Source organism: Tenacibaculum sp. nBUS_03 (assembly GCF_051201695.1).
GTDB lineage: Bacteria > Bacteroidota > Bacteroidia > Flavobacteriales > Flavobacteriaceae > Polaribacter.
The window spans coordinates 3,874,531-3,897,110 of sequence record NZ_CP179214.1; the positions used below are offsets into that span (position 1 = coordinate 3,874,531).

Consider the following 22,580-nt stretch of genomic DNA (forward strand, 5'->3'; position numbering starts at 1 on the left):
AGTGAATTTATTCTGTAGATTTCCATGTATTAAGTAGAATACTTAATCGCTCAATGTACTCACTATCATTTTCCTTTTTTGCTAACATTAAAGCGTCTTCAGCAGCTTGAATAGCTTCTTTTGTTCTATTTAACTTGGACAAATATTTGGATTTAATTAGGAGTATTCTATATTTCGCTCCATAGTCTTCCCAGAGCTCTAGGCTTCTATTCGCATATTCAAGCCCTTTTTCTAATGCTTTTTGATCTTGTGATATAGCTAAATAAAAGGCAGCTATTTGATAATAATTGTAAAAACTTGGGTCGTTATCTTCAACATCTTTTATGAAGCTTTTGACTTTACTGTCGCTATCTGTTTTTATGTCAAATTTTACCGCAGTATTTGCCCAGTTAAATAACAAAGTAACACCGTCATATTCCACATTTACTAAGCTGATGCTAAACGTCTCAGTATATTCTGTTACTTGAATGGCAGGTGCAATAGCTCGTAATGTGACCTTGCTTTCATCCCATACATATTGGTTTTTTTTGGTTATATCAGGAACACCATTTGATTCATTTTCATCTTTTTGATACAAAATAAACTCCCACGAAGTTTTATTTGGAATTGTAAAGATAACATATTCACCAGCTTCAATTTTAGTGCTATTGATTACTACATTTTCTTTAAATGAAATTTTAGTGTCATCATTTGCCCCTGTCCTCCATATGAAGTTATATGGGACGAGTCCACCAAATACCTCCCTACCCCTAGAGGAAGGACGAGAATAATCTAGAGATATGGTATTGTATCCTACATCTTGAGTTATTTGTGTTCTGGGACTTAGTTCTGGAAGGTATTCTTGTGCATAAGAACTAAATCCTATGGAAAAAAACAAGCTCAAAATTGTGATTTTTACTACGTGTAATGTCACCTTGTTATGAAGTTAATTAAATGATAGTAAATATAATAAATCCTGATGCTAACTGAAATGTTTTTCGTGTTTTTAACATTATTTTTAGATTTTTTGAGGGGGATCTTTTTTAGTCAAATTCGTTATCTAATGAATTACAACGGTGAGTATATGAAGCGTAGCCTGCCGATAGGAGGCTATGATTTCATATGCATTGTTGGGCACAGTTTTTTATCTTCTCTATTACACTAATTGCGGAGACTACAGCTCCTTCCATATAACCAGAATGTATAGGGGTTGTTTCTGCTGAAGAAATAATCAACCTATCGTTGAAATATGTCTCTCGAAATACTGGATTTCCATTATTTTGATGAGGAAACAAAGGTGACTCATTTTCAAAAAAGGTATTCTTTTCACGACTCCAAATCTGTTCGTTGTAATCGTTATAACTATTTATTGAATCTCCAAACACAATGTTTAATTGTTGTAGAACAAGTTTTTTTCGTTCTTGATCAGTTACCTCATTGAAGCTAGAGTTGATAAATCCGCATAAAGCAAATTTATTTTCTTCAAAATTGCAATGGTCATAGAATTCCGTAATGGGTCCAGTGTTACTAAATAATGTTCCTGATTGTTGTTTTTGCCTCCAGAATGGTCGTTCAAAAGTTAAAGCAATCTTTATGCTATCTTCCATCCAAGTATGTGTTTTTATAGCTATGTCTTTAAGCTTTTTAGGTAATAGCGGATTAAAGTCTATGGCATTACCCCATAATTTTGGTGGAATTGCGAGTATTACTTTAAAAGCGTCAAACGATTTATTATTAGTATAAACGGTTACTTTTTTTTCGAAAAATTCAATCCGCTTTACTTTTTGGTTTAACTCTATAGAATGAGCTCCAATTTTTTTTGCTAAAGCATTAATGAGAACAGAGGTTCCTCCAGTTATTCTGTAACTAGGAGCTTGCTGTGGTATTGGAATGGATGTAGCTGGCGAGGTTGAAAAAGGTTGAAAGAAAGCACTACCTTGCATGTATTGCTCAAAGTATTTGATATCCAATTCTTTAAGCAACTGAATTAAGTTCTTATGTTGATTACCAAACCAAGTTGCTCCCATTTCAACTGGCGTTCCATTGGAACTAATCTTAGTGTTTATACGTCCACCTATTCTATCTCTTGCCTCAATTATTGTAAAGGGAATTCCTTCTTTTTTTAGCCTATACCCAATCAATAATCCAGACAGACCAGCTCCGATAATTAGTATGTTCGATTGCATGATAAAATTATAATTATTTGATAGAGGTTAAGATTTCATTACCCTCCTTAAGAGCTCTCGTTACAGGAGTTTTATCAGCGAATAGAAGCAATTTTTGGATTTCATTTTCTGATAAATTATTCTCAAAACTAAGCGTTCGTTCAAACCTAAAAGAGCGGCTCTCATTTTTAGTTACTACAATTTTAATTTTAATTGCCCCAGTATTTATGTTTTCTATTTCAGCTTTACTCAGTAAATACATGACTGTGCAACTTGCTAATGCACTGTTCATGAGGTCAATGGGGCTTGGGGCCTTGTTGGTTCCCCCAATAGCTACGGGTTCATCTGACTCAAGATTAAAGCCTGATACTTTTAGCTTAGTATAGTACTTTTCTTCTATTTTAGCTCTTATTAAGCTAATATGTTGTTTCATTTTTCAAGTTTTTTTCATTGTAAAACAAAGGAACTAGGCTATTGTAACCTAGCTCCTTTATACTTATCTAATTTTTAAGCTTCATATTAACCTTGTCCGTAATAGTTCGATAATTTGGCGAAAATTGACGCACGTTGTCAATGATTTCATTATATTGATCTTGTGTACCATCTCCACTTACTTCGTAAGCAAATTCTATGGTATCGAATCCAATAGGACTTTTATCATTTACGTTTAGAAAGCCTCTCAAGTCTAGAGTTCCTGTAATATGTAATTTGACATCATCAAGCTTAATCCCTTTACTAGATGCACCTGCCACAAATCCTACCATCATACAGCCTGCCAATCCTCCTAATAAGTAGTCTTGGGGAGTAGGTCTTGAATTGTCTCCTAAAAGTTCATTAGGTTCACCTATTTCAAAGCTAAAGTCCTTTTGTACTTCATTACTTCCCACTTTTTGATTGTGTGTTGTAATTTTTGTATTGACGCCTCCTTGCCATTGTGCAGTAATGCCATAGCTAGAGTATGCTTCTTTTTCTTCTTTTCCTATTAGGTCTGTATATTCTTGCAGACCTTCTAAATTTATTCCATTTAACATAATCGTTATTTTTTTAATGTTTTCAAATTAATTCCTATTCCTACCCCTGCATTCCATTTCCCGTTTGAAGTGCTTGTTTTACCATTGTAATAAAAAGGAAGTTGAACCACAAAAGCCTTATAGGTATAAGTAATTCCAAACCCTAGAGTAGGAGTGATAAAAGTATTTTTAGTAGCACCCTTATCATTTTTGAACCGAAGTGTCGGCAAAACGCTTATTAGAACTTCTGAGTTCCCTTTCTTTGTCTTTATCCCAGGTCCTGTAAAATTAATATAAGCTCCATTATCAACATATCCCATGACTATAGCTCCTCCGTATGAAAAACCAATTTTCTCTATTTGTTGTGCTTGGGTTGTTTCCAAAAAGAGAAAGAAGAGAGAGACTAGAACAACTATTTTCATAATATTACTTTTGTGGTAAAGGGAAGAGAAGAAACCTTTTCTTCTTCTTCCCTTTTGTTTAATCTTATTTTTTCAATCGATTTCTTAAGGCTTCAGCAAGAGGTGCAGCCGATGCAGGACTCTGTCCTGTCATTAGCGGTCCATCTATAACCACATTAGGTGCCCAGTTTTTTACACTTTTGTAATTTGCTCCTCTTCTTTTTAATTCCTGCTCTAGGGAGAATAAAAGATGTCTATCTAATTCAATTTCAGCGTCTTCGGAATCTTTAAACCCTGTAAGGTTAACACCTTCAACTAGGTACTTACCATTGGTCAATTTAACATCTCTTAAAATTGCAGGTGCATGGCATACCATCGCAATTGATCGTCCTGACTCATAGAAGTCTCTAATCATTTTAATTAAATACTGGTCTGATGCTAAGTCAGTTAATAAGCCATAACCTCCTGGTACAAAAATAGCGTCAAAGGTGCTGTAATCTACATTCCTCAATTTTCTTGTACGCTTAGCAGCAAACATTGCTACAGGGTCATTTAAAAACTTGTTAGTATAATCTGTAGTGAATGGCACTTTCATACTCAATAAGTCTATTGGAGCTTCTCCACCATCTGGTGATGCAAATACCACTTCATAACCAGCTTCTGTTAGAATATAATAAGGCGCAGCTAACTCTTGAAACCAAGTTCCTGTTTGCTTACCACTAATACCCATATCGTCATAAGATGACATTACCAATAATACTCTTTTTTGTTTGTTTACTTTGTAAGACGTGTTTTGAGCGCTTACCGCTAACCCTACAAATAAAAATAGAGTTAATGCAATTGTTGTTTTTACTAAATTTTTCATTTTTTTAAATTTTAATGTTATTGTTTAATTATATTTATTTTGTTACTAGTTTCGTCCAGCCATTACCCCACCATCAATGTCCCAAATAGCTCCTGTTACCCAAGAACTCTGGTCGGTAAGTAAAAAATGGATTGTTTTTGCTATATCTGTAGGTCTTCCAACTCTACCTATCGGGTGAAAATCGTTGAACCCTTGTAGTGTTTCTTCTATTTTATCTTCTTCAATAAAGGCTCCATATATTGGTGTAACCACTACTGCGGGTGATACAGCATTTACTCTAATATTGTGTTCTGCTAATTCCATAGCCAAGTGCTGTGTAAAACTATGTAAACCTGCTTTAGCCATTGAATAAGCCGATGACGGTGTCGCTTTTATGGCTTGTTTTGCCCACATTGACCCTATATTTACGATAGATCCACCACCATTTTCTTTCATAATATTAGCAGCTTCTTGAGTTATAAAAAAGAATGCTTTATTGAAGTTATGATAGAGGTCATAGTCTTCAGATGTATGGTCTAAAAATAATTTTGGACTAAAATAACCCGCAGCATTTACTATATACTTTAGGTTAGGGATATTCGCTTTAAGATTATTGATGAAAATTTGTAGTTCAGATGAGTTGAAAAGATCTAAACCTACTGCTTTTATAGAACCTATCTTTGATAGCTCCTCTTCAGCAACTTTTAAACTTTTATCTGGTCTACCGATGATGGTTACTTCAATGCCATCTTTCAGTAATAATTCAGCAGTGGCTTTACCCATTCCAGTTGTACCGCCTACTATAATTGCTTGTTCTTTCATTATTTAAAATGTTTATTAATTATTAATAACACAAAAGTATAGCGGATTATAGACTTGTAATGGTAAATTAAAAGCGAAGAATGGTAAATTAGAGAAAAGGGAAAAATATCCCTACAAAATACTGTGTTGAAATTCCTTTGGTGTGAGCTGAGTTTCTTTTTTGAAGTATTTGGTGAAATAGGTAGGTTGATCAAATCCTAAGCTATAGGCTACTTCCTTTATTGAGACATCTTGATTAGATAGCATTCTCTTTGCTTCTAGTATCTTTATGTCTTTGATGAGGTTTGCAGGGGTTAGTCCAGTATGCTGTTTTGTTAGGGTAGTTAGCTTTTTAGATGAGATCCTACAAGCTCTGAGTAATCTTGAACCCCATAGTTTTTGTCAACATTCTCAAATACGGCTTGCTTAAACGTGACAACCGCTGAAAAACCAGATTTTGTGCTTCTATTAAATGAACCACTGTTCTGCTTGATTCGCTCAATGTAGTACAGTAAGCTTATCAATTCATGGGTTATTATTTGTAAATGGTTCAACTTCTTCTCTTCAAGTTCGACAAGCAAGTTATATGTTAAATCATCAATAATCTTTGCGTCCTTTTTGTCTAAAGAAAAATTTGGACTATCAATCTCGTTAAAAATTGAAAGCTCAAACCTATTCAGTAAATCCAGACTAGAATTAGAAATAAACGAATCATTAAAATGAAGCAGATATCCAGAATTACTTGAATCAGGACAAAAGTAATGTACTTGATTTTTATTGATTAAAAAAAGAGTATTGACATCATGCTCAACTACATTATAATCAATATAATGGTTTCCTCTTTCCTTAAACCAAAGAATCTGAAAAAAACTATGTCTATGTGGCTTGGTAGCTTTCTCTTTGTTGCGCTGAAAATAGGGTTCAAGTGTTTTTAACTCAAAATGGAGCTCAGCAAAATCATTTTTATGTAAGTCGTATTTTTTCATTGTAATCTAATTGTGCCCAACGTTTTGGCTAAGCTGCGTTTTAATGCAGTTTAGGTGTTGTTATAGGCTTTTTCTATCCATTCAATGTATCTATTTGAAAAATTCCTGTATTCTTCGGTTTCATGTTTAGAAAATTCCTGTGCAACAGGTAAAATCTTATCATAGATGTTATTAAAATCAATACTCTTATCTTCAGTAGAATTCCATTCATTATTACCCCATGGACTAATTGGAGTATTGGACATCATCTCACACATTGCGACAAATCTTAAATCCTGATGGTCTGATTTAAGGCCTTCCAATAAGATTTTAACTCTATCCTTAGATCTTTTACTAAAATTCCCTCTCCCAATAGCATGTATAATTAGGGGTTTAACATCCATAGTCACAGAGTAATATTTCTCTATTAATTTATCGAGTGCTTTATCTCCTATTATACTTAAAGCCCATGGAACTCTGTCTACAATAGGTGTATAATCATCAAATAATAATTTATAAATATTGTCAACGAAAACTCCTTCTATGTTTGAAAGAGATTCAGGAAACTTTTCAATCAAATTAAATATGGCAAAAAAGCGATTACTTGAACTATTATCTTCCAAAAGATCCAATAAAAGATAGAAAACTTCATCATTAAGTAATTCTGGATTTGCATTAGACATAGCCTTGTATTTAGACTCATCCGAACCATTGATTAATATTTCTTTAAACTCTTTTGAGGTCATATTTTATTGCCTATAACGTTTGGGGTATGGTTTGTTGTGGTGTTTTGGTTCAAAGTTATTAATAAAACATAAACTTTAGTTAAATGGTTACTTTTCCATAAAAGGACTTCAACAACAATAAACTATACCCTCTTGTTGTGCAATGTATTACTTTTTTAGTTTCTGAATTATCGATTTTGGATATTGCTTATTGATAAATTTTAGCTCTTCATTATTTAAATCCGCATAATTTTTTCCGAATTTTTCATTAGATAAATCATTTTGCAATAAGTTAATAGTGTTTTCAATTTCATTCTCAACATTAATATAATCTGAATACATGGTTTCTCTATCAGATTTTATGATAATTACAGATTTAGTTTTATTCTTTCTATAGTAATTAATTATTCGGTACTTTAAATCATTAATTTTAAACTCTTTATTACCTATGAATATTTCATTTTTACTATTGAGATATATTTGTAAAGCATTTTCGTTATCGTAATTATTTTTCTTTGATTCACTATTTAATATATTATCGGAACGTAACATATCAAATAACAAGTATACTTTCATGCGATATAAATCAAGTTCAAAATCTTTTTCGGTTAATACATTTGAAAATACTTTTGCTAATAATTCTATTCTTAAATCTTGTGAAGAACTGATAGTCTTTTTTAGTATTTTCTGAAATTTGGAAAATTGTTTAAAATCATATTTTGATGAGTCTATTAAAACCTGTTGCAAACAATTATTTGAAGTAGTACTATTGTTTTTTCTAATTCCATTCAACATCTCGCCAAATGAATAAAAAGGTCTATTTTTAAACTCAACGCCATCGGCTATTTTACTTATTGTTTCTAAGTAACTTTTTCCTGAATTATTAGCAATAATACCAGATTTTATTAAGTTTGACTCATAATCAATCATCAATTCTTTTAACTGTTTACCTTCATCTATAAAGGCTAGTTTATTGCAATCCATTAATTTAATTTCTATTCTTTCAGTTTTAATACCGCATGAATAAAATAATATAATTAATAAAAAAATTATTATTGTATATCTCATATATTGCACAACTCCTTATATAGAGAACAAAGTTCTCGTTTATTCGATTATTTTTCCGGGTAAAAGGAACTTTTCTTCCTTTTTATCCCTATTTGATAAAGATAATAAAATTGTATCTAAAGGGCTTTTTATGTCTAGTAAATCTTTTTTTGCCACGTGCGTGTATATCATAGTAGTTTCAGGTTTTGAATGTCCTAGTAATTCTTGTATATAGCGTAAGCCTATTCCGTTTTCAAGTAGGTGCGTAGCATAACTATGTCTTAATGTATGAGGAGTAATTACACGTTTTATAGTAGCTAACTTAGCTGAGCGATGAAGAAATTTACGAATACTACTTGCAGAATATTGTTTGTTAGGTAAGCCTTCCACAAAATACTTTTTAGGCGTATAAGTTTTTATATAGTTTTCTAATAAAGGTAAAAAACTTTTTGCTAAAACAACATATCTATCTTTTCTTCCTTTTCCATTTTCAATAAATAATTGACATCTATTAATATGAATATCTTTTAACTCTAAAGAAATTAATTCACTTACCCTTAAACCAGCAGAATAAATTAATGCTAAAACAGCTCTATGTTTTAGGTTCTTGGTAACCTGTAATAAGGTGATTATTTCTTCTTGAGATAAAATTGAAGGTAAAATTTTACTTTTACTGGGACGTTGTAGTTTTAAATTATCAATTTTACATGAAGGGTAAAAAATAACAAATAATTTTATTGCACTTATAAATTGCCTTTGTGAGCTAATACTGTAATTTAAGGTTACAAAAATGTTCTCAATAAATAGCTCAACATCTCTGTTTGTAAGTTCTGTTATAGGTTTTGGTTCTATATAATTAATAAAATCAGCAACAAAAGTGAAATATGTTTTTATTGTACTTTCGCTGTATCGCTTCCCTTTTAAATATTGAACAAATTCCCTGATGAGTATTTTGTTTTCATAAGAAATATTTCTTTTTTTCTTTTTAGTTAGAATAGTCGGATTAATTGATAGTGATGTATCCAAAATAAATGAAGCTTCTTGTTTTAAAGTATGTTGAATTTCATTTAGTTTGGTTTTTGAAAAAGAACAAAGCCAAGAACGAAGTGTTTTACTCCAGTAATAACCATTTAGTTTTTTTAACTTCGAAATGATTAAATCTGAGTAAGGAAATACAATAACCAAAACATCATGTTTTTTATGTAAAGTTCTTTTTAAGGTAACAGAAATAGGGTAATTTTGTGTTTCTTTCATAGCATTACCAAAAATACGAATATTATATTAATACTATTTTTTTTCAGTAAATTTAAATAGGATATTGGTAAAAAATATGTTTTTGTTAAAATAAAACCCTCACAAAATTTGTGAGGGTTTTTAGATATCTATAAAAAGATAGTCCTTTTTACATATTACGTCTATATTGTCCTCCAACTTTGAATAAAGCTTGAGTAATTTGACCTAATGAACAATACTTAGTTGCTTCCATCAGTTTATCAAATAGATTTTCGTTTTGAATAGCAGCTTGCTGTAAAATTGCTAATTGCTCCTGCACTTTTCCATCATTTGCTTTGTTAAGTAATTCTTTTGTTTGAATTTGAAATTGCTTTTCTTCCTCTGTAGCACGAATAACTTCAGCTGGTTGAACAGTTGGAGAACCTTTAGAACTTAAAAATGTATTTACACCAATAATAGGGAACTCACCAGTATGCTTTAAAGTTTCATAATACAAGCTTTCTTCTTGTATTTTTGAACGTTGATACATGGTTTCCATTGCACCTAAAACCCCACCACGTTCAGTGATTCTATCAAACTCTTCTAAAACGGCCGCTTCTACTAAGTCAGTCAATTCTTCAATAATGAATGATCCTTGTATAGGATTTTCATTTTTAGCTAATCCTAATTCTTTGTTAATAATTAATTGAATAGCCATTGCTCTTCGAACTGATTCTTCAGTAGGTGTTGTAATTGCTTCATCATAAGCATTAGTATGTAATGAATTACAATTATCATATATAGCATATAAAGCTTGTAATGTTGTACGAATATCATTAAAGTCAATTTCTTGAGCGTGTAAAGAACGACCAGAAGTTTGAATATGGTATTTTAACATTTGTGCTCTAGGGTTAGCATTGTATTTATGTTTTAATGCTTTTGCCCATATTTTACGAGCTACACGACCGATTACAGAATATTCAGGGTCGATTCCGTTAGAGAAAAAGAATGATAAATTTGGTCCAAACTTATTGATATCCATGCCTCTAGATAAATAGTATTCAACATAAGTAAACCCATTTGCTAAGGTCAGTGCTAATTGAGTAATAGGGTTAGCACCAGCTTCAGCAATATGATACCCAGAAATAGAAACAGAATAAAAATTTCTAACTTGTTTATTTATAAAGTACTCTTGAACATCTCCCATTAAGCGTAATGCAAATTCAGTAGAAAAAATACAGGTATTCTGAGCCTGATCTTCTTTTAAAATATCAGCTTGTACAGTACCACGAACTTGTGCTAGTGTAGTAGCTTTAATTTCGGCATACACATCGGCAGGTAAAACCATATCACCAGTTAAACCTAATAAAAGTAACCCTAAACCATTATTTCCTTCTGGCAGTTCACCTTGGTATTTTGGTCTATCTAAACCTTTTGAGTCGTATATTTCTTTAAATTTAGCTTCTACTTTATGTGCTAGTTTGTTTTCTTTGATATATTTCTCGCAATTTTGATCAATAGCAGCATTCATAAAGAAACCTAACAACATTGGAGCTGGTCCGTTAATAGTCATAGAAACTGAGGTCATAGCATGACTTAAATCGAACCCAGAGTATAGCTTTTTAGCATCATCTAAACAGCAAATCGAAACTCCAGCGTTACCAATTTTACCATAAATATCTGGTCTGTGTCCAGGGTCGTTACCATACAAAGTAACAGAATCAAAAGCAGTAGATAAACGTTTTGCAGGCATGCCTAAACTTACGTAATGAAAACGTCTGTTTGTTCGTTCAGGACCTCCTTCACCGGCAAACATTCTTGTAGGATCTTCACCTGTACGCTTAAAAGGATACAACCCGGAAGCATAAGGGAATTCTCCAGGAACATTTTCTTGTAAATTCCAGCGTAACAAATCTCCCCAAGCTTGGTATTTTGGAAGTGCTACTTTAGGAATTTGAGAATGAGAAAGAGATTCAGTATGTGTGGCTATTTTAATTTCTTTGTCACGTACTTTAAATGTGTAAATAGGATTTTTATACTTCTGTACTTTTTCTTGCCAATTTAAAATGATTTCCCAGTTATGAGGATCAAGATTAAGTTTTACCTTGTCAAATTGAGCAATTAAAAGTTTGATGAAATCTTGTTCGTCGTTTTGAGCTTGTTGTAAAATTTCATCTTCATTTAGTCCTGTTTTAATAATTTCAACAGTTGAATTAATAATAGATTCTATAGTTTGATGAATACCATACAATTTTTGGGCAACAGTTACTTGGCTATCTACCTTTTTATCATAAGCTCTATTATTTTCTGAAATTTCAGATAAATAGCGAACTCTACTTGGTGGAATTACAAATATCTTTTCAGACATTTCTTTAGTAATTTCCATATTAGATTTTAAATCTGCACCAGTTTTTTCAACTAACTTATCCATAATACGTTTGTATAACGTATTCATTCCGGGATCATTAAATTGAGAGGCAATAGTACCAAAAACAGGCATGTCATCCATATGAACATCCCATAAATTGTTATTACGCATGTATTGTTTTTTTACATCACGTATAGCGTCTAAAGCCCCACGCTTATCAAACTTGTTAATAGCAACCAAATCGGCAAAATCAAGCATGTCAATTTTTTCTAACTGAGTGGCAGCACCAAACTCTGGCGTCATTACATATAAAGATGTATCAGAATGCTCAATAATTTCTGTATCTGATTGCCCAATACCAGAAGTTTCTAAGATGATTAAATCAAACTCAGCAGCTTTTAAAACCTCAACAGCTTCATTTACATATTTTGATAAGGCTAAATTAGATTGGCGAGTCGCTAACGATCGCATGTAAACGCGTTCATTGTTAATAGCATTCATACGAATACGGTCTCCTAATAATGCTCCACCAGTTTTACGTTTAGAAGGATCTACAGAAATTAGTCCTATTGTTTTTTCAGGAAAGTCTATTAAAAAACGACGAACTAACTCATCTACTAATGAAGATTTTCCAGCGCCACCAGTTCCAGTAATCCCTAAAACAGGTGTTTTAGATGTTTTGTTTTTTTCGTGAATGGTATCTAAAGTTTCTTTAGCTACTTCAGGAAAATTCTCAGCTGAAGATATTACCCGAGCTATACTACCAATTTCTTTAGAAGCTAATTTTTTTACCTCTCCATTTAAAACATCACCAATAGCAAAATCAGAAGTTTTTACTAAATCATTAATCATTCCTTGAAGGCCTAATTCTCTTCCATCATCAGGAGAATAAATACGAGTTATTCCATAATCCATCAATTCTTTAATTTCTTCTGGAAGAATAACTCCACCACCTCCACCAAAAATTTTGATGTGAGTAGCTCCTTTTTCTTTTAACAAATCGTACATGTATTTAAAATACTCATTGTGCCCACCTTGGTATGATGTCATTGCTATAGCATTAGCATCTTCTTGAATAGCACAGTTCACAACTTCTTCAACACTTCTATCATGTCCTAAGTGAATTACTTCAACACCAGTTGATTGTATAATTCTTCTCATGATATTAATAGCAGCATCGTGGCCATCAAAAAGAGAGGCTGCAGTTACAATTCGTACTTTGTATGTAGGTTTATAAGGAGTTATTTGTTCCATTCGTAAATTAACTTGAATTATTGGCATGCAATTTACGGAAATATTAAAAAATATTCCGATTTATTAAGAATAATAACAAGAAAACTAGCGAGCTAAAGTAATTGGAAGTGTTTAACTTATTCTGTAGTCTTATTTAACTTGGAGATTCTTCGGTGGTTAAGTCTTTTGAATTTGAGTTTATAGTATTATCATAATTAACAGATCAACCTACAAGTAAGTTAAAAAAGCCCAAAAGTTTCGCTTTTCTAAATAATATAAGTTTGTTTCGTTATAATATGCCTCTCGTTCAAAACTTAGATTTTTGTATGCTAAATATTTGTTTTTGTATATAATTAACTTGATGAACCATTCAATACCGTAAAACAAAAAAAAGAAAATAACAAGTAACTCTCGTTGTTGTTTTAAATGAATTTTCTCGTGGTTAACAAGCTCATAATTATGTTTTAAATCTTTTCTTTTTAAAAATATAAAAGGGTATAAGGTTAATCCAATAAAGCCTTTTGGGATAATATGTTTTGAAATAAAAATCACTCGATAAAGATACTTTTTTTTACTAAAATAGGAACTTCAATGTATATAAGGGCTATATATAGCTCACTTAAAAAGGGAACATAAACAAATTTTAAAAATAGAATTTATTTATAAAATACTGTTTGTTTGGTTGTTGGGTGTTAATTTTTAGTTATGTGTTTTTTAAAAAATAACGACTGTAATGTTAAGGAGTTTAAGCTTAAGTTAATTGTTATGCATGCATAACAAAATTTTGAAAAATAGTTTAGTTTCGTTCAAAATTTTTAAAATATGTCCCCTAAAAAACAACTCAAAGTACTTTATTTAGGTATGTTTTTTACCTTATGCTTAGGTAATTATAAATACCAATTAATTTTAACTCATAATCTTTCAACTACTATTATGATAGTGTAGTCAGACTTTAGGAAATAACACAGAAGTGTATTCTAAAACTGAAAAAGCTCAGATGAAAGTATTTCATCAGTACTAAAATTAATAAAGTAAAAAAACTTATTCAAAACGAATCAAAATGTTTAAAAATATAACGTATACAATAATAGTAATATTACTAGCCATTACCTCTGTTAACTCTCAAGAAGAAGGAGTTTTAACCAAAATCGGAAGATCTTTAAAAAATGAAAAAATAGAAGATTATTTTGATACCTCATTAGCCCCTTTTTATCATGGTGTTGCTTCTGGAGATCCTTTAAAGGATGCGGTGGTTATATGGACACGAATAACAACAAATAAAGAAGCAGTTAGGGTAAACTGGAAATTGGCAACTGATGTTGAATTTAAAAATATCATAAAACAAGGGAGTGTAATAACAAATGATGAGGTAGATTACACGGTAAAAGTTGATGTTAGAGATTTACAGTCTAATACGTCATACTATTATCAATTTGATGCTTTGGGGAAAAAATCTATTATAGGTAAAACTAGAACATCACCTACGGGTAATGTAAGTAATGTCCGTTTTGGCGTAGTATCGTGTTCAAATTATCAAGAAGGATATTTTAATGCATACAAAGAGCTTGCTAAAAGAAATGATATTGACGCAGTAATTCATTTAGGAGATTATATTTATGAATATGAAAGTGGGGGATACGGTTATTCACAATCAGTAGGTAGAGGTCATTTACCTAAAAATGAAATTATTACTTTAAATGATTACAGAGTTCGTTACTCATATTATCGCTTAGATCCAATGTTGCGCGAGATACATCAACAACACCCCTTTATTTTAATTTGGGATGATCATGAGTTTGCTAATGATGCTGATAAGTTTGGTGCTGAAAATCATAGTGAACCTAAAGAAGGTAGCTGGGAAGTAAGAAAAAATAACGCACATAAAGCTTATTTTGAATGGCAACCAGTTAGAGCAAATTCAATAGAAGAATATAGGTTATACAGAAGTTTTTCTTACGGAAATTTAGCAGATTTATTAATGTTAGATACTCGAATTGAAGGAAGGGGAGAAACATTAACAAATAGAGAAATAATAGCTAAAGAAAAGAAAATAAGCAAACCTGATGAAAAGTTAAAAGAGAAGGTTGAAGAGATACTTAAAACTAGAACTATTGAAACGCCAGAGGAAATTAAAAAAGTCTTAGAAGAAATAATACCTTATTTCTTAGAAACCTCAAAATTGACAAGTTCAGAAAATGAATTTGTAGTAGATGAGATAACTAATTTAGTATATAGCTACAAAACATTTGGAAAAAGAAGGTTGAATTCAAATATGTATGAAGAAAAATTAGTTTCATTACTTGAAAAATCAATTAAAAAGAACGATTTACAATTAAAAGAAAAATTAGCTGGACGAAGTTCTTCTTACAAATCAATATTAGGAAAACCTCAATTTGATTGGTTATTAAACAAATTATCGACTTCTAATGCAACTTGGAAGATTATTGGTAACCAAGTAATGATGATGTTTTACAAGGGGGTACCAACAAATGATGCATGGGATGGCTTTATAGAGGAAAGAGCTAAAATTTATGAGCATATAGCAACTAATAATATTGATAACATTGTAGTTTTAACAGGAGATATTCATAGTACCTATATAGGAAATACAATGTATAATAATAAGTGTGTAGCATCTGAGTTTATAGTACCAAGTGTAACTTCTAAAAATTTAGATAATTCTCTTGCTGCGACAGCAGAATGGTACACGAAAATTTTAAATAAGCATATGAAAGATGTTAATTTAACTGAACATGGTTATTATATTTTAGATGTTAAAAAAAATAAAGTGCAAGCCGATTGGTATTTTATGAATGACATTACAAAGCCAAACACAGGTCAGTATCATTATAAAAGTTATTATGTAAATAAAGGAGTATGCGGTGTTAACTTTACCAATGTAGTATCTAAAAAATCTGATGATAAAAATTATGGAGACAATGTAGGTTATAAATTAGAGAATAATAAGAATACTATTGAAGAAGCATTTGTTGTACTAGGGGTATACCCAAATCCAATGACTTCTCAAGGAAATATTCATTATTTAGTTCAAAAAGAAAGCATTATTTCTGCAGAGTTATTTAGTATAACTGGTGTTAAAATAAAATCGTTAGTTGAAAATAAAAAACATACTAAAGGAATTTATAATATAGGTTTTAATGTACATCAAATTTCAAAAGGTACTTATGTTATAAAAATAAGTTCAGGAAATCAAAACCATACGAAAAAGATTATTATTAAATAAAAATGAATTTTTAATTAAAAAAAGGTCGTTTAAAACGTTTAAGCGATCTTTTTATTTAAATTTTGTTTAAAAGAGAGGAAACAATAGGGTTTCTATTGTTTTTATCCCATACTACAGATAAGGTAGTGCGTTGTGGAATATTAAAAAGCTCAATAAATCTCACTTCCATATTATACCCTTTTTGAAGAGATTTAGGAACTATAGATAAACCAAAACCATTTTCTACAAGTTTATAAATAGATGCTGCATGAATAGTGTTATGGGAAATGATAGGAGTAAAGCCACTTTTGTCAAAAATTTGCATTATTTTTTCATAGTAAGAAGGGCTGTAAGATGGATCAAATAAAATAAAAGACTCATCTTTTAATTGATTTAAATTTTTAAAATTATCTAAATTAATGGGATGGTTTTTAGGTAAAACTAAGCAAAATGATTCTTTTAAAATAGGTTTAATAGCCAAACCTCTTGGTACCCTGTCTAAACGAACAAAACCAACATCAATATCATGAGAAAGTAAACTCTCAATTTGCTTTTGATTGTCCATTTCTTTTAGCCCAAATTGAACATTAGGGTGTTCTTTTTTAAATTGAATTAATAAGTTAGGTATAATATCTTGCATTGCAGAACCAACATAACCAAACTCTAATTTACCTTGCTTTCCATCCTGAAGTAATTTTGCGTAATCTAAAATATTATCTAAGTTTTTTAAATTTCTGGTGAGCTCATTTTTAAGATATACTCCAGCAGAAGTTAATTGAACTTTCCTATTATGTCTATGAAATAGTTGAATGCCTAAATCATCTTCCATCTGTTTAATTTGCCTACTTAATCCAGGTTGAGATATAAAAAGACGTTCAGCAGCTTTTCTAAAGTGTAAATCTTCAGCAACGGCTAAGAAGTAACGAAAATGTCTTAATTCAATTTGATAACTCATGGTTATTATTTAATGATTATATTGGTATTGTTGGTTATCAAAAATAAAAATAACTTTGTAAAAAATGAAATAAAAGACATGTTTAAATACGGAATAGATCACTTAACAGTAGATAAAGTAATTGCAATAGCAGAAGGAACTTTAAAAGCAGTAATAACTTCAGAAGCAAAGGATAAAGTAAATGTATGTAGAGCCAAGGTAGATACCATGGCAAATTCTGATGCGGCTATCTATGGTATAAATACAGGTTTTGGACCATTGTGTGATGTACAAATTACACCCGAAGAAACTAGTAAGCTACAAGAAAACTTGTTAATTACCCATGCTGTAGGAGTAGGGAATCCAATCGATAGTAAGTTATCCAAGATAATGATGATATGCAAAGTACAAGCATTATGTCAAGGGTTTTCAGGAGTACGTTTAGAAATGATTGAACGTATCGTTTATTTTATTGAAAATGATTTATTACCAGTAGTCCCAGAGCAAGGTTCAGTTGGGGCATCAGGAGATTTAGCCCCATTATCACATCTTTTTTTACCGCTACTAGGAGAAGGAGAATTTTGGGTTAATAATACAATAGCGCCAGCTAAAGATGTCCTAGCAAAAAATAATTTAGCCCCATTAGTTTTAGAAGCTAAAGAAGGTTTAGGATTAATAAATGGAACACAGTTTATTTTAGCGCATGCTATTTTAGGTTTAAAAAAGATGGAATACCTGTTAGATTTAGCAGATGTAGCAGGAGCAATGAGTTTAGAAGGGTATTCAGGAAACGTATCACCGTTTAAAGAAGAATTACATAAAATTCGTCCTTTTAAAGGGAACTTGAAAGTAGCAGAGCGTATGAGAATGTTATTAAAAGATTCGAAAAATGTAGAAGATACTAGTTTTCCTAGGGTACAAGACCCATACTCTTTACGTTGTATGCCTCAGGTGCATGGAGCATCTAGAAATGCATTTGAGCATTTAAACCATTTAGCTGAAATAGAAATGAATTCAGTAACAGATAATCCAATTGTATTAAGTGAAACAGAAGCAATATCAGGAGGTAATTTTCATGGACAACCTTTAGCAATGGTATTAGATTATGCCTCAATAGCAGCCTCTGAATTAGGAAATATAGCAGATAGACGTTGTTACTTATTATTAGAAGGGAAATATGGTTTGCCTAGGTTACTTACCGAAGCAGGTGGGTTAAATTCTGGTTTTATGATTCCTCAATATACTACAGCAGCTTTGGTTACTGAAAATAAATCATTGTGTTTTCCGCCATCGGCTGATAGTGTTCCTACCTCACTAGGACAAGAAGATCATGTTTCTATGGGAAGTATTTCGGGCAGAAAGTTTAATCAAATATTAGGTAACATAGATAAAATATTAGCGATTGAATTTATGTATGCTGCTCAAGCAATGGATTTTAGGAGACCCAATACTTTTTCTCCAATCCTAGAAAAAAACTTTACATTAATTAGAAATAGAGTTGCTAAATTAGAAGATGACCGAGTGCTTAAAGATGATATTAATACATTAATAAGTATGGTTAAAAATCAAGAATTTATAGTAAATTAATAATAAAGAATTATGATGACATTTAAAGAACAAATAAAACAAGGGATTCCAGATGAATTACCTGAAATGCCAATTTATGATTCGTCAATAAATAGAGCACCAAAGCGAAAAGATATTTTAACTGCTGAGGAAAAGAAATTAGCATTAAAAAATGCATTACGGTATTTTGATAAAAAACATCACGAAGTATTACTTCCTGAATTTAAAGAAGAGTTAGAGCAATACGGACGTATTTATATGTACCGCTTTCGTCCAACATATAAAATGTATGCTCGAGATATTAAAGAATACCCAGGTAAATCTTCTCAGGCAAAGTCAATCATGTTAATGATTCAGAATAATTTAGATTATGCTGTAGCTCAACATCCACATGAATTAATTACTTATGGTGGAAATGGTGCTGTATTTTCTAATTGGGCGCAATACTTATTAACAATGAAATATTTGTCGGAAATGACTGACAAACAAACATTAACTATGTATTCTGGACACCCTATGGGATTGTTTCCTTCTCATAAAGACGCTCCTAGAGTAGTTGTCACTAATGGTATGATGATTCCTAACTATTCAAAGCCTGATGATTGGGAAAAGTTTAATGCTTTAGGAGTTACTCAATATGGACAAATGACTGCTGGAAGTTATATGTATATTGGTCCTCAAGGTATTGTTCATGGTACAACAATTACTGTATTAAATGGTTTTCGTAAAATAAAAAAAGAACCTAAAGGAAACTTATTTGTAACAGCTGGGTTAGGAGGTATGAGTGGAGCACAACCAAAGGCAGGAAATATTGCTGGTTGTATTACTGTTTGTGCTGAGGTAAATCCTAAAATAACTCAAGTTCGTTTAGATCAAGGTTGGATTGATGAAAAAATTACTGATGTAGACGAACTAGTTTCAAGAGTTCGTTTAGCGAAAGAAAATAAAGAAGTAATTTCAATAGCTTATTTAGGTAATATTGTTGAAGTATGGGAAAAATTTGACGAAGAAAATATTTATATTGATTTAGGTTCAGATCAAACCTCGTTGCATAATCCATGGGCTGGAGGATACTATCCTGCTGATATTTCATTTGAAGAAGCAAATGAAATGATGGCAAACAATCCTGCAGAATTTAAAAATAAAGTACAAGCAACTTTACGTCGTCACGCGGCAGCCATAAATAAGCATACAGAAAAAGGAACTTACTTTTTTGATTATGGGAATGCATTTTTATTAGAAGCGAGTAGAGCAGGGGCAGATGTAATGAACTCAAATCAAACAATAGGACGAGAATTTAAATATCCTAGTTATGTTCAAGATATTATGGGGCCTATGTGTTTTGATTATGGATTTGGACCATTTCGTTGGGTATGTACCTCTGGTAAACCTGAAGATTTAGCAAAAACAGACGCCATTGCTTGCAAGGTGTTGGAAAAAATAAAGAAAAACTCTCCTGTTGAAATTCAGCAACAAATGGCTGATAATATTCAGTGGATTAAAGGTGCTCAAGAAAATAAATTAGTAGTAGGTTCACAAGCACGAATTTTATATGCTGATGCTGAAGGAAGAATGAAAATAGCTGAAGCCTTTAATAAAGCTATAAAAAAGGGTAAAATAGGACCTGTTGTGTTAGGGCGTGACCATCACGATGTTTCTGGGACGGATTCTCCATATCGAGAAACTTCAAACATTTATGATGGATCTCGTTTTACTGCTGATATGGCTATACAAAATGTAATTGGAGATAGTTTTAGAGGTGCTACCTGGGTTTCAATCCACAATGGAGGTGGTGTTGGATGGGGTGAAGTGATAAATGGAGGTTTTGGCATGCTTCTTGATGGTTCTAAGGAAGCATCTCGTCGTTTACAATCAATGCTTTTTTGGGACGTAAATAATGGAATAGCAAGAAGAAGTTGGGCAAGAAATGATGAAGCTATTTTTGCAATTAAAAGAGCTATGGAGGCTGAGAAGAAATTACAAGTAACGATTCCTAACATTGTAGATGACGCATTGTTTGAAAATGTATAACAGTTTTAAGAACTAGAGTTTCAGGTTGAGCAAACCATAACAAACGCTATAGTACTTGAAACTCTAAATTTTATAAAAATGAAATTATCTAAATTACTATTCTTACCTATTATAGCCTTACTAATCGTTTCTTGTGTTTCGGTCAGGGTAACTACCGATTACGATTCAAAAGTAGATTTTTCTAAATATAAAACATTTGCTTTTTATAAAAAAGGAATAGACAAAGCGCCAATTTCTGATCTTGATAAAAAACGTATAATGCGTGCTATTGAAGCTGAACTAGTTGCAAAAGGGATGGAGAAGTCATCTTCGCCAGAAATTCTAGTTAGTTTATTTACTAAATCGAGAGAGCGAATTGATGTAAATGATAATCGCTTTGGAGGATTTTGGTATCCATGGTATTATGGACCAAGTCCAATGAATGTATCACAATATACGGAAGGTACTTTATTTATAGATTTACTAGATGCGAGTAAGAAAGAGCTTGTTTGGCAGGGTATTGGTACTGGTGCTTTGACTATAACTAATGTGGAGCGAAAAGAAGCAAGAATTAATGAATTTGTAAAAGAGATAATGGCTAGGTACCCTCCAGGGTTTCAAAATAAATAAATTTTTTTTAGGGGATGAAAGAGGAGTTTTGAAATTTTTCAAACTTCTCTTTTTAATTTATAAGTACAGGTTAATCTCCAATTTATATACACTTAATCTTTTTATTAAGTCTTTAGGTTTTTACATTTTTATAGAGTTTGGTTCAAGTATCAATTCCTAATAATTAATTCTTTCACTACGAGAATTGTAGCCAAAAATCTATTTAAGTTAGTATTATAAGTATTTCTATCAACTCCCTTTTTGATATTCATTATACAATCATTTTTGGTAATATTGATCTACATATTTATCAAACTTCTTCATATTAAACAATTGTATTAAAAGTACTAGTACTCTTTCTTACAAGAGGAATATTTTTCAATTGATAACAATTCTTTTTTAGTTATCTAGTATATCAGAATTAGTTGCTTAACATCTCGTTTTTTTTAAATAAATAATAGGATTGTATCTTTAGAAAGAATTTTTTTCGAAAAAGAGTCTCTTTTTTGTAACAAAATAGCTTTCAAAGCTTCTTATATAAAAACTAAATAAAATCAACTAAATCAAATAATTATGAGATTAGTTATAGAAAATTTAACTAAAACCTACAAAAACGGAGTAAAAGCTATTGATAATTTAAATTTAGAGATAGGAACAGGAATGTTTGGACTTTTAGGACCTAATGGAGCAGGGAAGTCATCATTAATGAGAACAATTGCTACATTACAAAGTCCAGATTCAGGAAATATTACTTTTGACGGAATTAATGTATTAGAAAATCAAATGACATTTAGAAAAATGTTAGGGTACTTACCTCAGTCATTTGGTGTATATCCTAAAATGTCTGCGGAAGATTTGTTAGACTATTTTGCAACGTTGAAAGGAATTAGTTCAAAACCTGATAGGCAAAAAATTGTAAAAGAGGTTTTGGAAATAACTAACTTATATGAGGTAAGGAAAAAATATGTAGCAGGCTATTCGGGAGGAATGAAACAACGTTTTGGAATTGCTCAGTTATTATTAAACAATCCTAAATTAATTATTGTTGATGAACCTACAGCAGGATTAGATCCAGCTGAACGTCATCGATTTTTAAATGTATTACGTGAGATAGGTACCAATTCAACAGTTATTTTTTCTACGCATATTGTTGAAGATGTAAAAGAGTTGTGTAATGAAATGGCTATTTTAAATGGAGGCCGTATTTTAAAACAGACTACACCAGTAGAATCAACAAAAGAAATAGAAGGAAAAATTTGGACTAAAATTATTAATAGAGACGATTTAGAAAAGCATGAAGCTACCTTTAATATTTTATCATCAAACTATAATCAAGATAATACATTAAATATTCGTGTTTTTGCAGATGATAAACCTTCGGAGGATTTTGTTTCTGTAAGCCCACAGCTTGATGATGTGTATTTTATTGCATTAAAAGAAGACGAACCAGTTACTGCCTAAGTGCTCTTTTACTAATTAAAAAATAAA

At 31.3% G+C, this 22,580-nt stretch carries 19 protein-coding genes; 5 read left to right on the plus strand and 14 right to left on the minus strand.

Translation table 11 applies throughout. From position 1 onward, the window contains the following. Nucleotides 1-7: 7 nt before the first annotated feature. From ACMFBB_RS17775 to ACMFBB_RS17835, 13 genes are all read right to left on the minus strand, one after another. Nucleotides 8-883, minus strand: coding sequence for a DUF2911 domain-containing protein (locus tag ACMFBB_RS17775; RefSeq protein WP_435262075.1), 876 nt, complete (start codon nucleotides 881-883; stop codon nucleotides 8-10). Nucleotides 884-1,097: 214 nt separating this feature from the next. Continuing rightward, entirely contained in the window at nucleotides 1,098-2,165 is a 1,068-nt protein-coding gene (locus ACMFBB_RS17780) for a flavin monoamine oxidase family protein (RefSeq protein ID WP_435262076.1), read from the minus strand. Between the two features lie 13 nt (nucleotides 2,166-2,178). Continuing rightward, entirely contained in the window at nucleotides 2,179-2,577 is a 399-nt protein-coding gene (locus ACMFBB_RS17785; RefSeq protein ID WP_435262077.1) for an OsmC family protein, read from the minus strand. Between the two features lie 67 nt (nucleotides 2,578-2,644). Then, nucleotides 2,645-3,175 (minus strand): OsmC family protein, encoded by a 531-nt coding sequence (locus ACMFBB_RS17790; protein ID WP_435262078.1) that lies wholly within the window; start codon nucleotides 3,173-3,175, stop codon nucleotides 2,645-2,647. A gap of 5 nt (nucleotides 3,176-3,180) precedes the next feature. Next, entirely contained in the window at nucleotides 3,181-3,576 is a 396-nt protein-coding gene (locus ACMFBB_RS17795; protein WP_435262079.1) for a hypothetical protein, read from the minus strand. A 64-nt stretch (nucleotides 3,577-3,640) separates the two neighbouring features. Next, complete coding sequence (locus ACMFBB_RS17800) at nucleotides 3,641-4,420, minus strand: type 1 glutamine amidotransferase domain-containing protein (RefSeq protein WP_435262080.1); 780 nt, start codon at nucleotides 4,418-4,420, stop codon at nucleotides 3,641-3,643. 45 nt (nucleotides 4,421-4,465) lie between these two features. Continuing rightward, nucleotides 4,466-5,221 carry an SDR family NAD(P)-dependent oxidoreductase gene (locus ACMFBB_RS17805; protein WP_435262081.1) on the minus strand — a complete coding sequence of 252 codons (756 nt, stop codon included), beginning with the start codon at nucleotides 5,219-5,221 and terminating at the stop codon, nucleotides 4,466-4,468. Between the two features lie 111 nt (nucleotides 5,222-5,332). Further along, nucleotides 5,333-5,563, minus strand: a complete 231-nt coding sequence (locus ACMFBB_RS17810) for a helix-turn-helix domain-containing protein (RefSeq protein WP_435264331.1) — start codon at nucleotides 5,561-5,563, stop codon at nucleotides 5,333-5,335. Next, nucleotides 5,545-6,186 (minus strand): AraC family ligand binding domain-containing protein, encoded by a 642-nt coding sequence (locus tag ACMFBB_RS17815; protein ID WP_435262082.1) that lies wholly within the window; start codon nucleotides 6,184-6,186, stop codon nucleotides 5,545-5,547. Before ACMFBB_RS17815 ends, ACMFBB_RS17810 begins: the two co-directional genes overlap by 19 nt. Before the next feature lie 50 nt (nucleotides 6,187-6,236). Continuing rightward, nucleotides 6,237-6,911 (minus strand): hypothetical protein, encoded by a 675-nt coding sequence (locus tag ACMFBB_RS17820; protein ID WP_435262083.1) that lies wholly within the window; start codon nucleotides 6,909-6,911, stop codon nucleotides 6,237-6,239. 147 nt (nucleotides 6,912-7,058) lie between these two features. After that, nucleotides 7,059-7,958, minus strand: coding sequence for an ExbD/TolR family protein (locus tag ACMFBB_RS17825; RefSeq protein WP_435262084.1), 900 nt, complete (start codon nucleotides 7,956-7,958; stop codon nucleotides 7,059-7,061). 39 nt (nucleotides 7,959-7,997) lie between these two features. After that, the gene (locus ACMFBB_RS17830; RefSeq protein WP_435262085.1) at nucleotides 7,998-9,191 is read right to left on the minus strand and encodes a tyrosine-type recombinase/integrase; all 1,194 of its coding nucleotides are present in this window, start codon (nucleotides 9,189-9,191) and stop codon (nucleotides 7,998-8,000) included. Between the two features lie 148 nt (nucleotides 9,192-9,339). Beyond that, on the minus strand, nucleotides 9,340-12,771 hold the full coding sequence (locus ACMFBB_RS17835; RefSeq protein WP_435264332.1) for a methylmalonyl-CoA mutase family protein: 3,432 nt from the start codon (nucleotides 12,769-12,771) through the stop codon (nucleotides 9,340-9,342). A gap of 1,039 nt (nucleotides 12,772-13,810) precedes the next feature. Here ACMFBB_RS17835 and ACMFBB_RS17840 point away from each other — a divergent pair. Further along, a complete protein-coding gene (locus ACMFBB_RS17840; protein WP_435262086.1) occupies nucleotides 13,811-15,994 on the plus strand; it encodes an alkaline phosphatase D family protein in 2,184 nt (727 codons plus the stop codon). A gap of 55 nt (nucleotides 15,995-16,049) precedes the next feature. Here ACMFBB_RS17840 and ACMFBB_RS17845 read toward each other — a convergent pair whose 3' ends face one another. Then, nucleotides 16,050-16,928, minus strand: a complete 879-nt coding sequence (locus ACMFBB_RS17845) for a LysR family transcriptional regulator (protein WP_435262087.1) — start codon at nucleotides 16,926-16,928, stop codon at nucleotides 16,050-16,052. 78 nt (nucleotides 16,929-17,006) lie between these two features. On the opposite strand from ACMFBB_RS17845, the gene hutH reads away from it, so the two are divergent. From hutH to ACMFBB_RS17865, 4 genes are all read left to right on the plus strand, one after another. After that, on the plus strand, nucleotides 17,007-18,494 hold the full coding sequence (hutH, locus tag ACMFBB_RS17850; RefSeq protein WP_435262088.1) for a histidine ammonia-lyase: 1,488 nt from the start codon (nucleotides 17,007-17,009) through the stop codon (nucleotides 18,492-18,494). 15 nt (nucleotides 18,495-18,509) lie between these two features. Continuing rightward, a complete protein-coding gene (locus ACMFBB_RS17855) occupies nucleotides 18,510-20,504 on the plus strand; it encodes a urocanate hydratase (RefSeq protein ID WP_435264333.1) in 1,995 nt (664 codons plus the stop codon). A gap of 78 nt (nucleotides 20,505-20,582) precedes the next feature. Beyond that, complete coding sequence (locus tag ACMFBB_RS17860; protein WP_435262089.1) at nucleotides 20,583-21,113, plus strand: DUF4136 domain-containing protein; 531 nt, start codon at nucleotides 20,583-20,585, stop codon at nucleotides 21,111-21,113. Nucleotides 21,114-21,665: 552 nt separating this feature from the next. Beyond that, nucleotides 21,666-22,553 (plus strand): ABC transporter ATP-binding protein, encoded by an 888-nt coding sequence (locus tag ACMFBB_RS17865; protein WP_435262090.1) that lies wholly within the window; start codon nucleotides 21,666-21,668, stop codon nucleotides 22,551-22,553. Nucleotides 22,554-22,580: the final 27 nt, after the last annotated feature.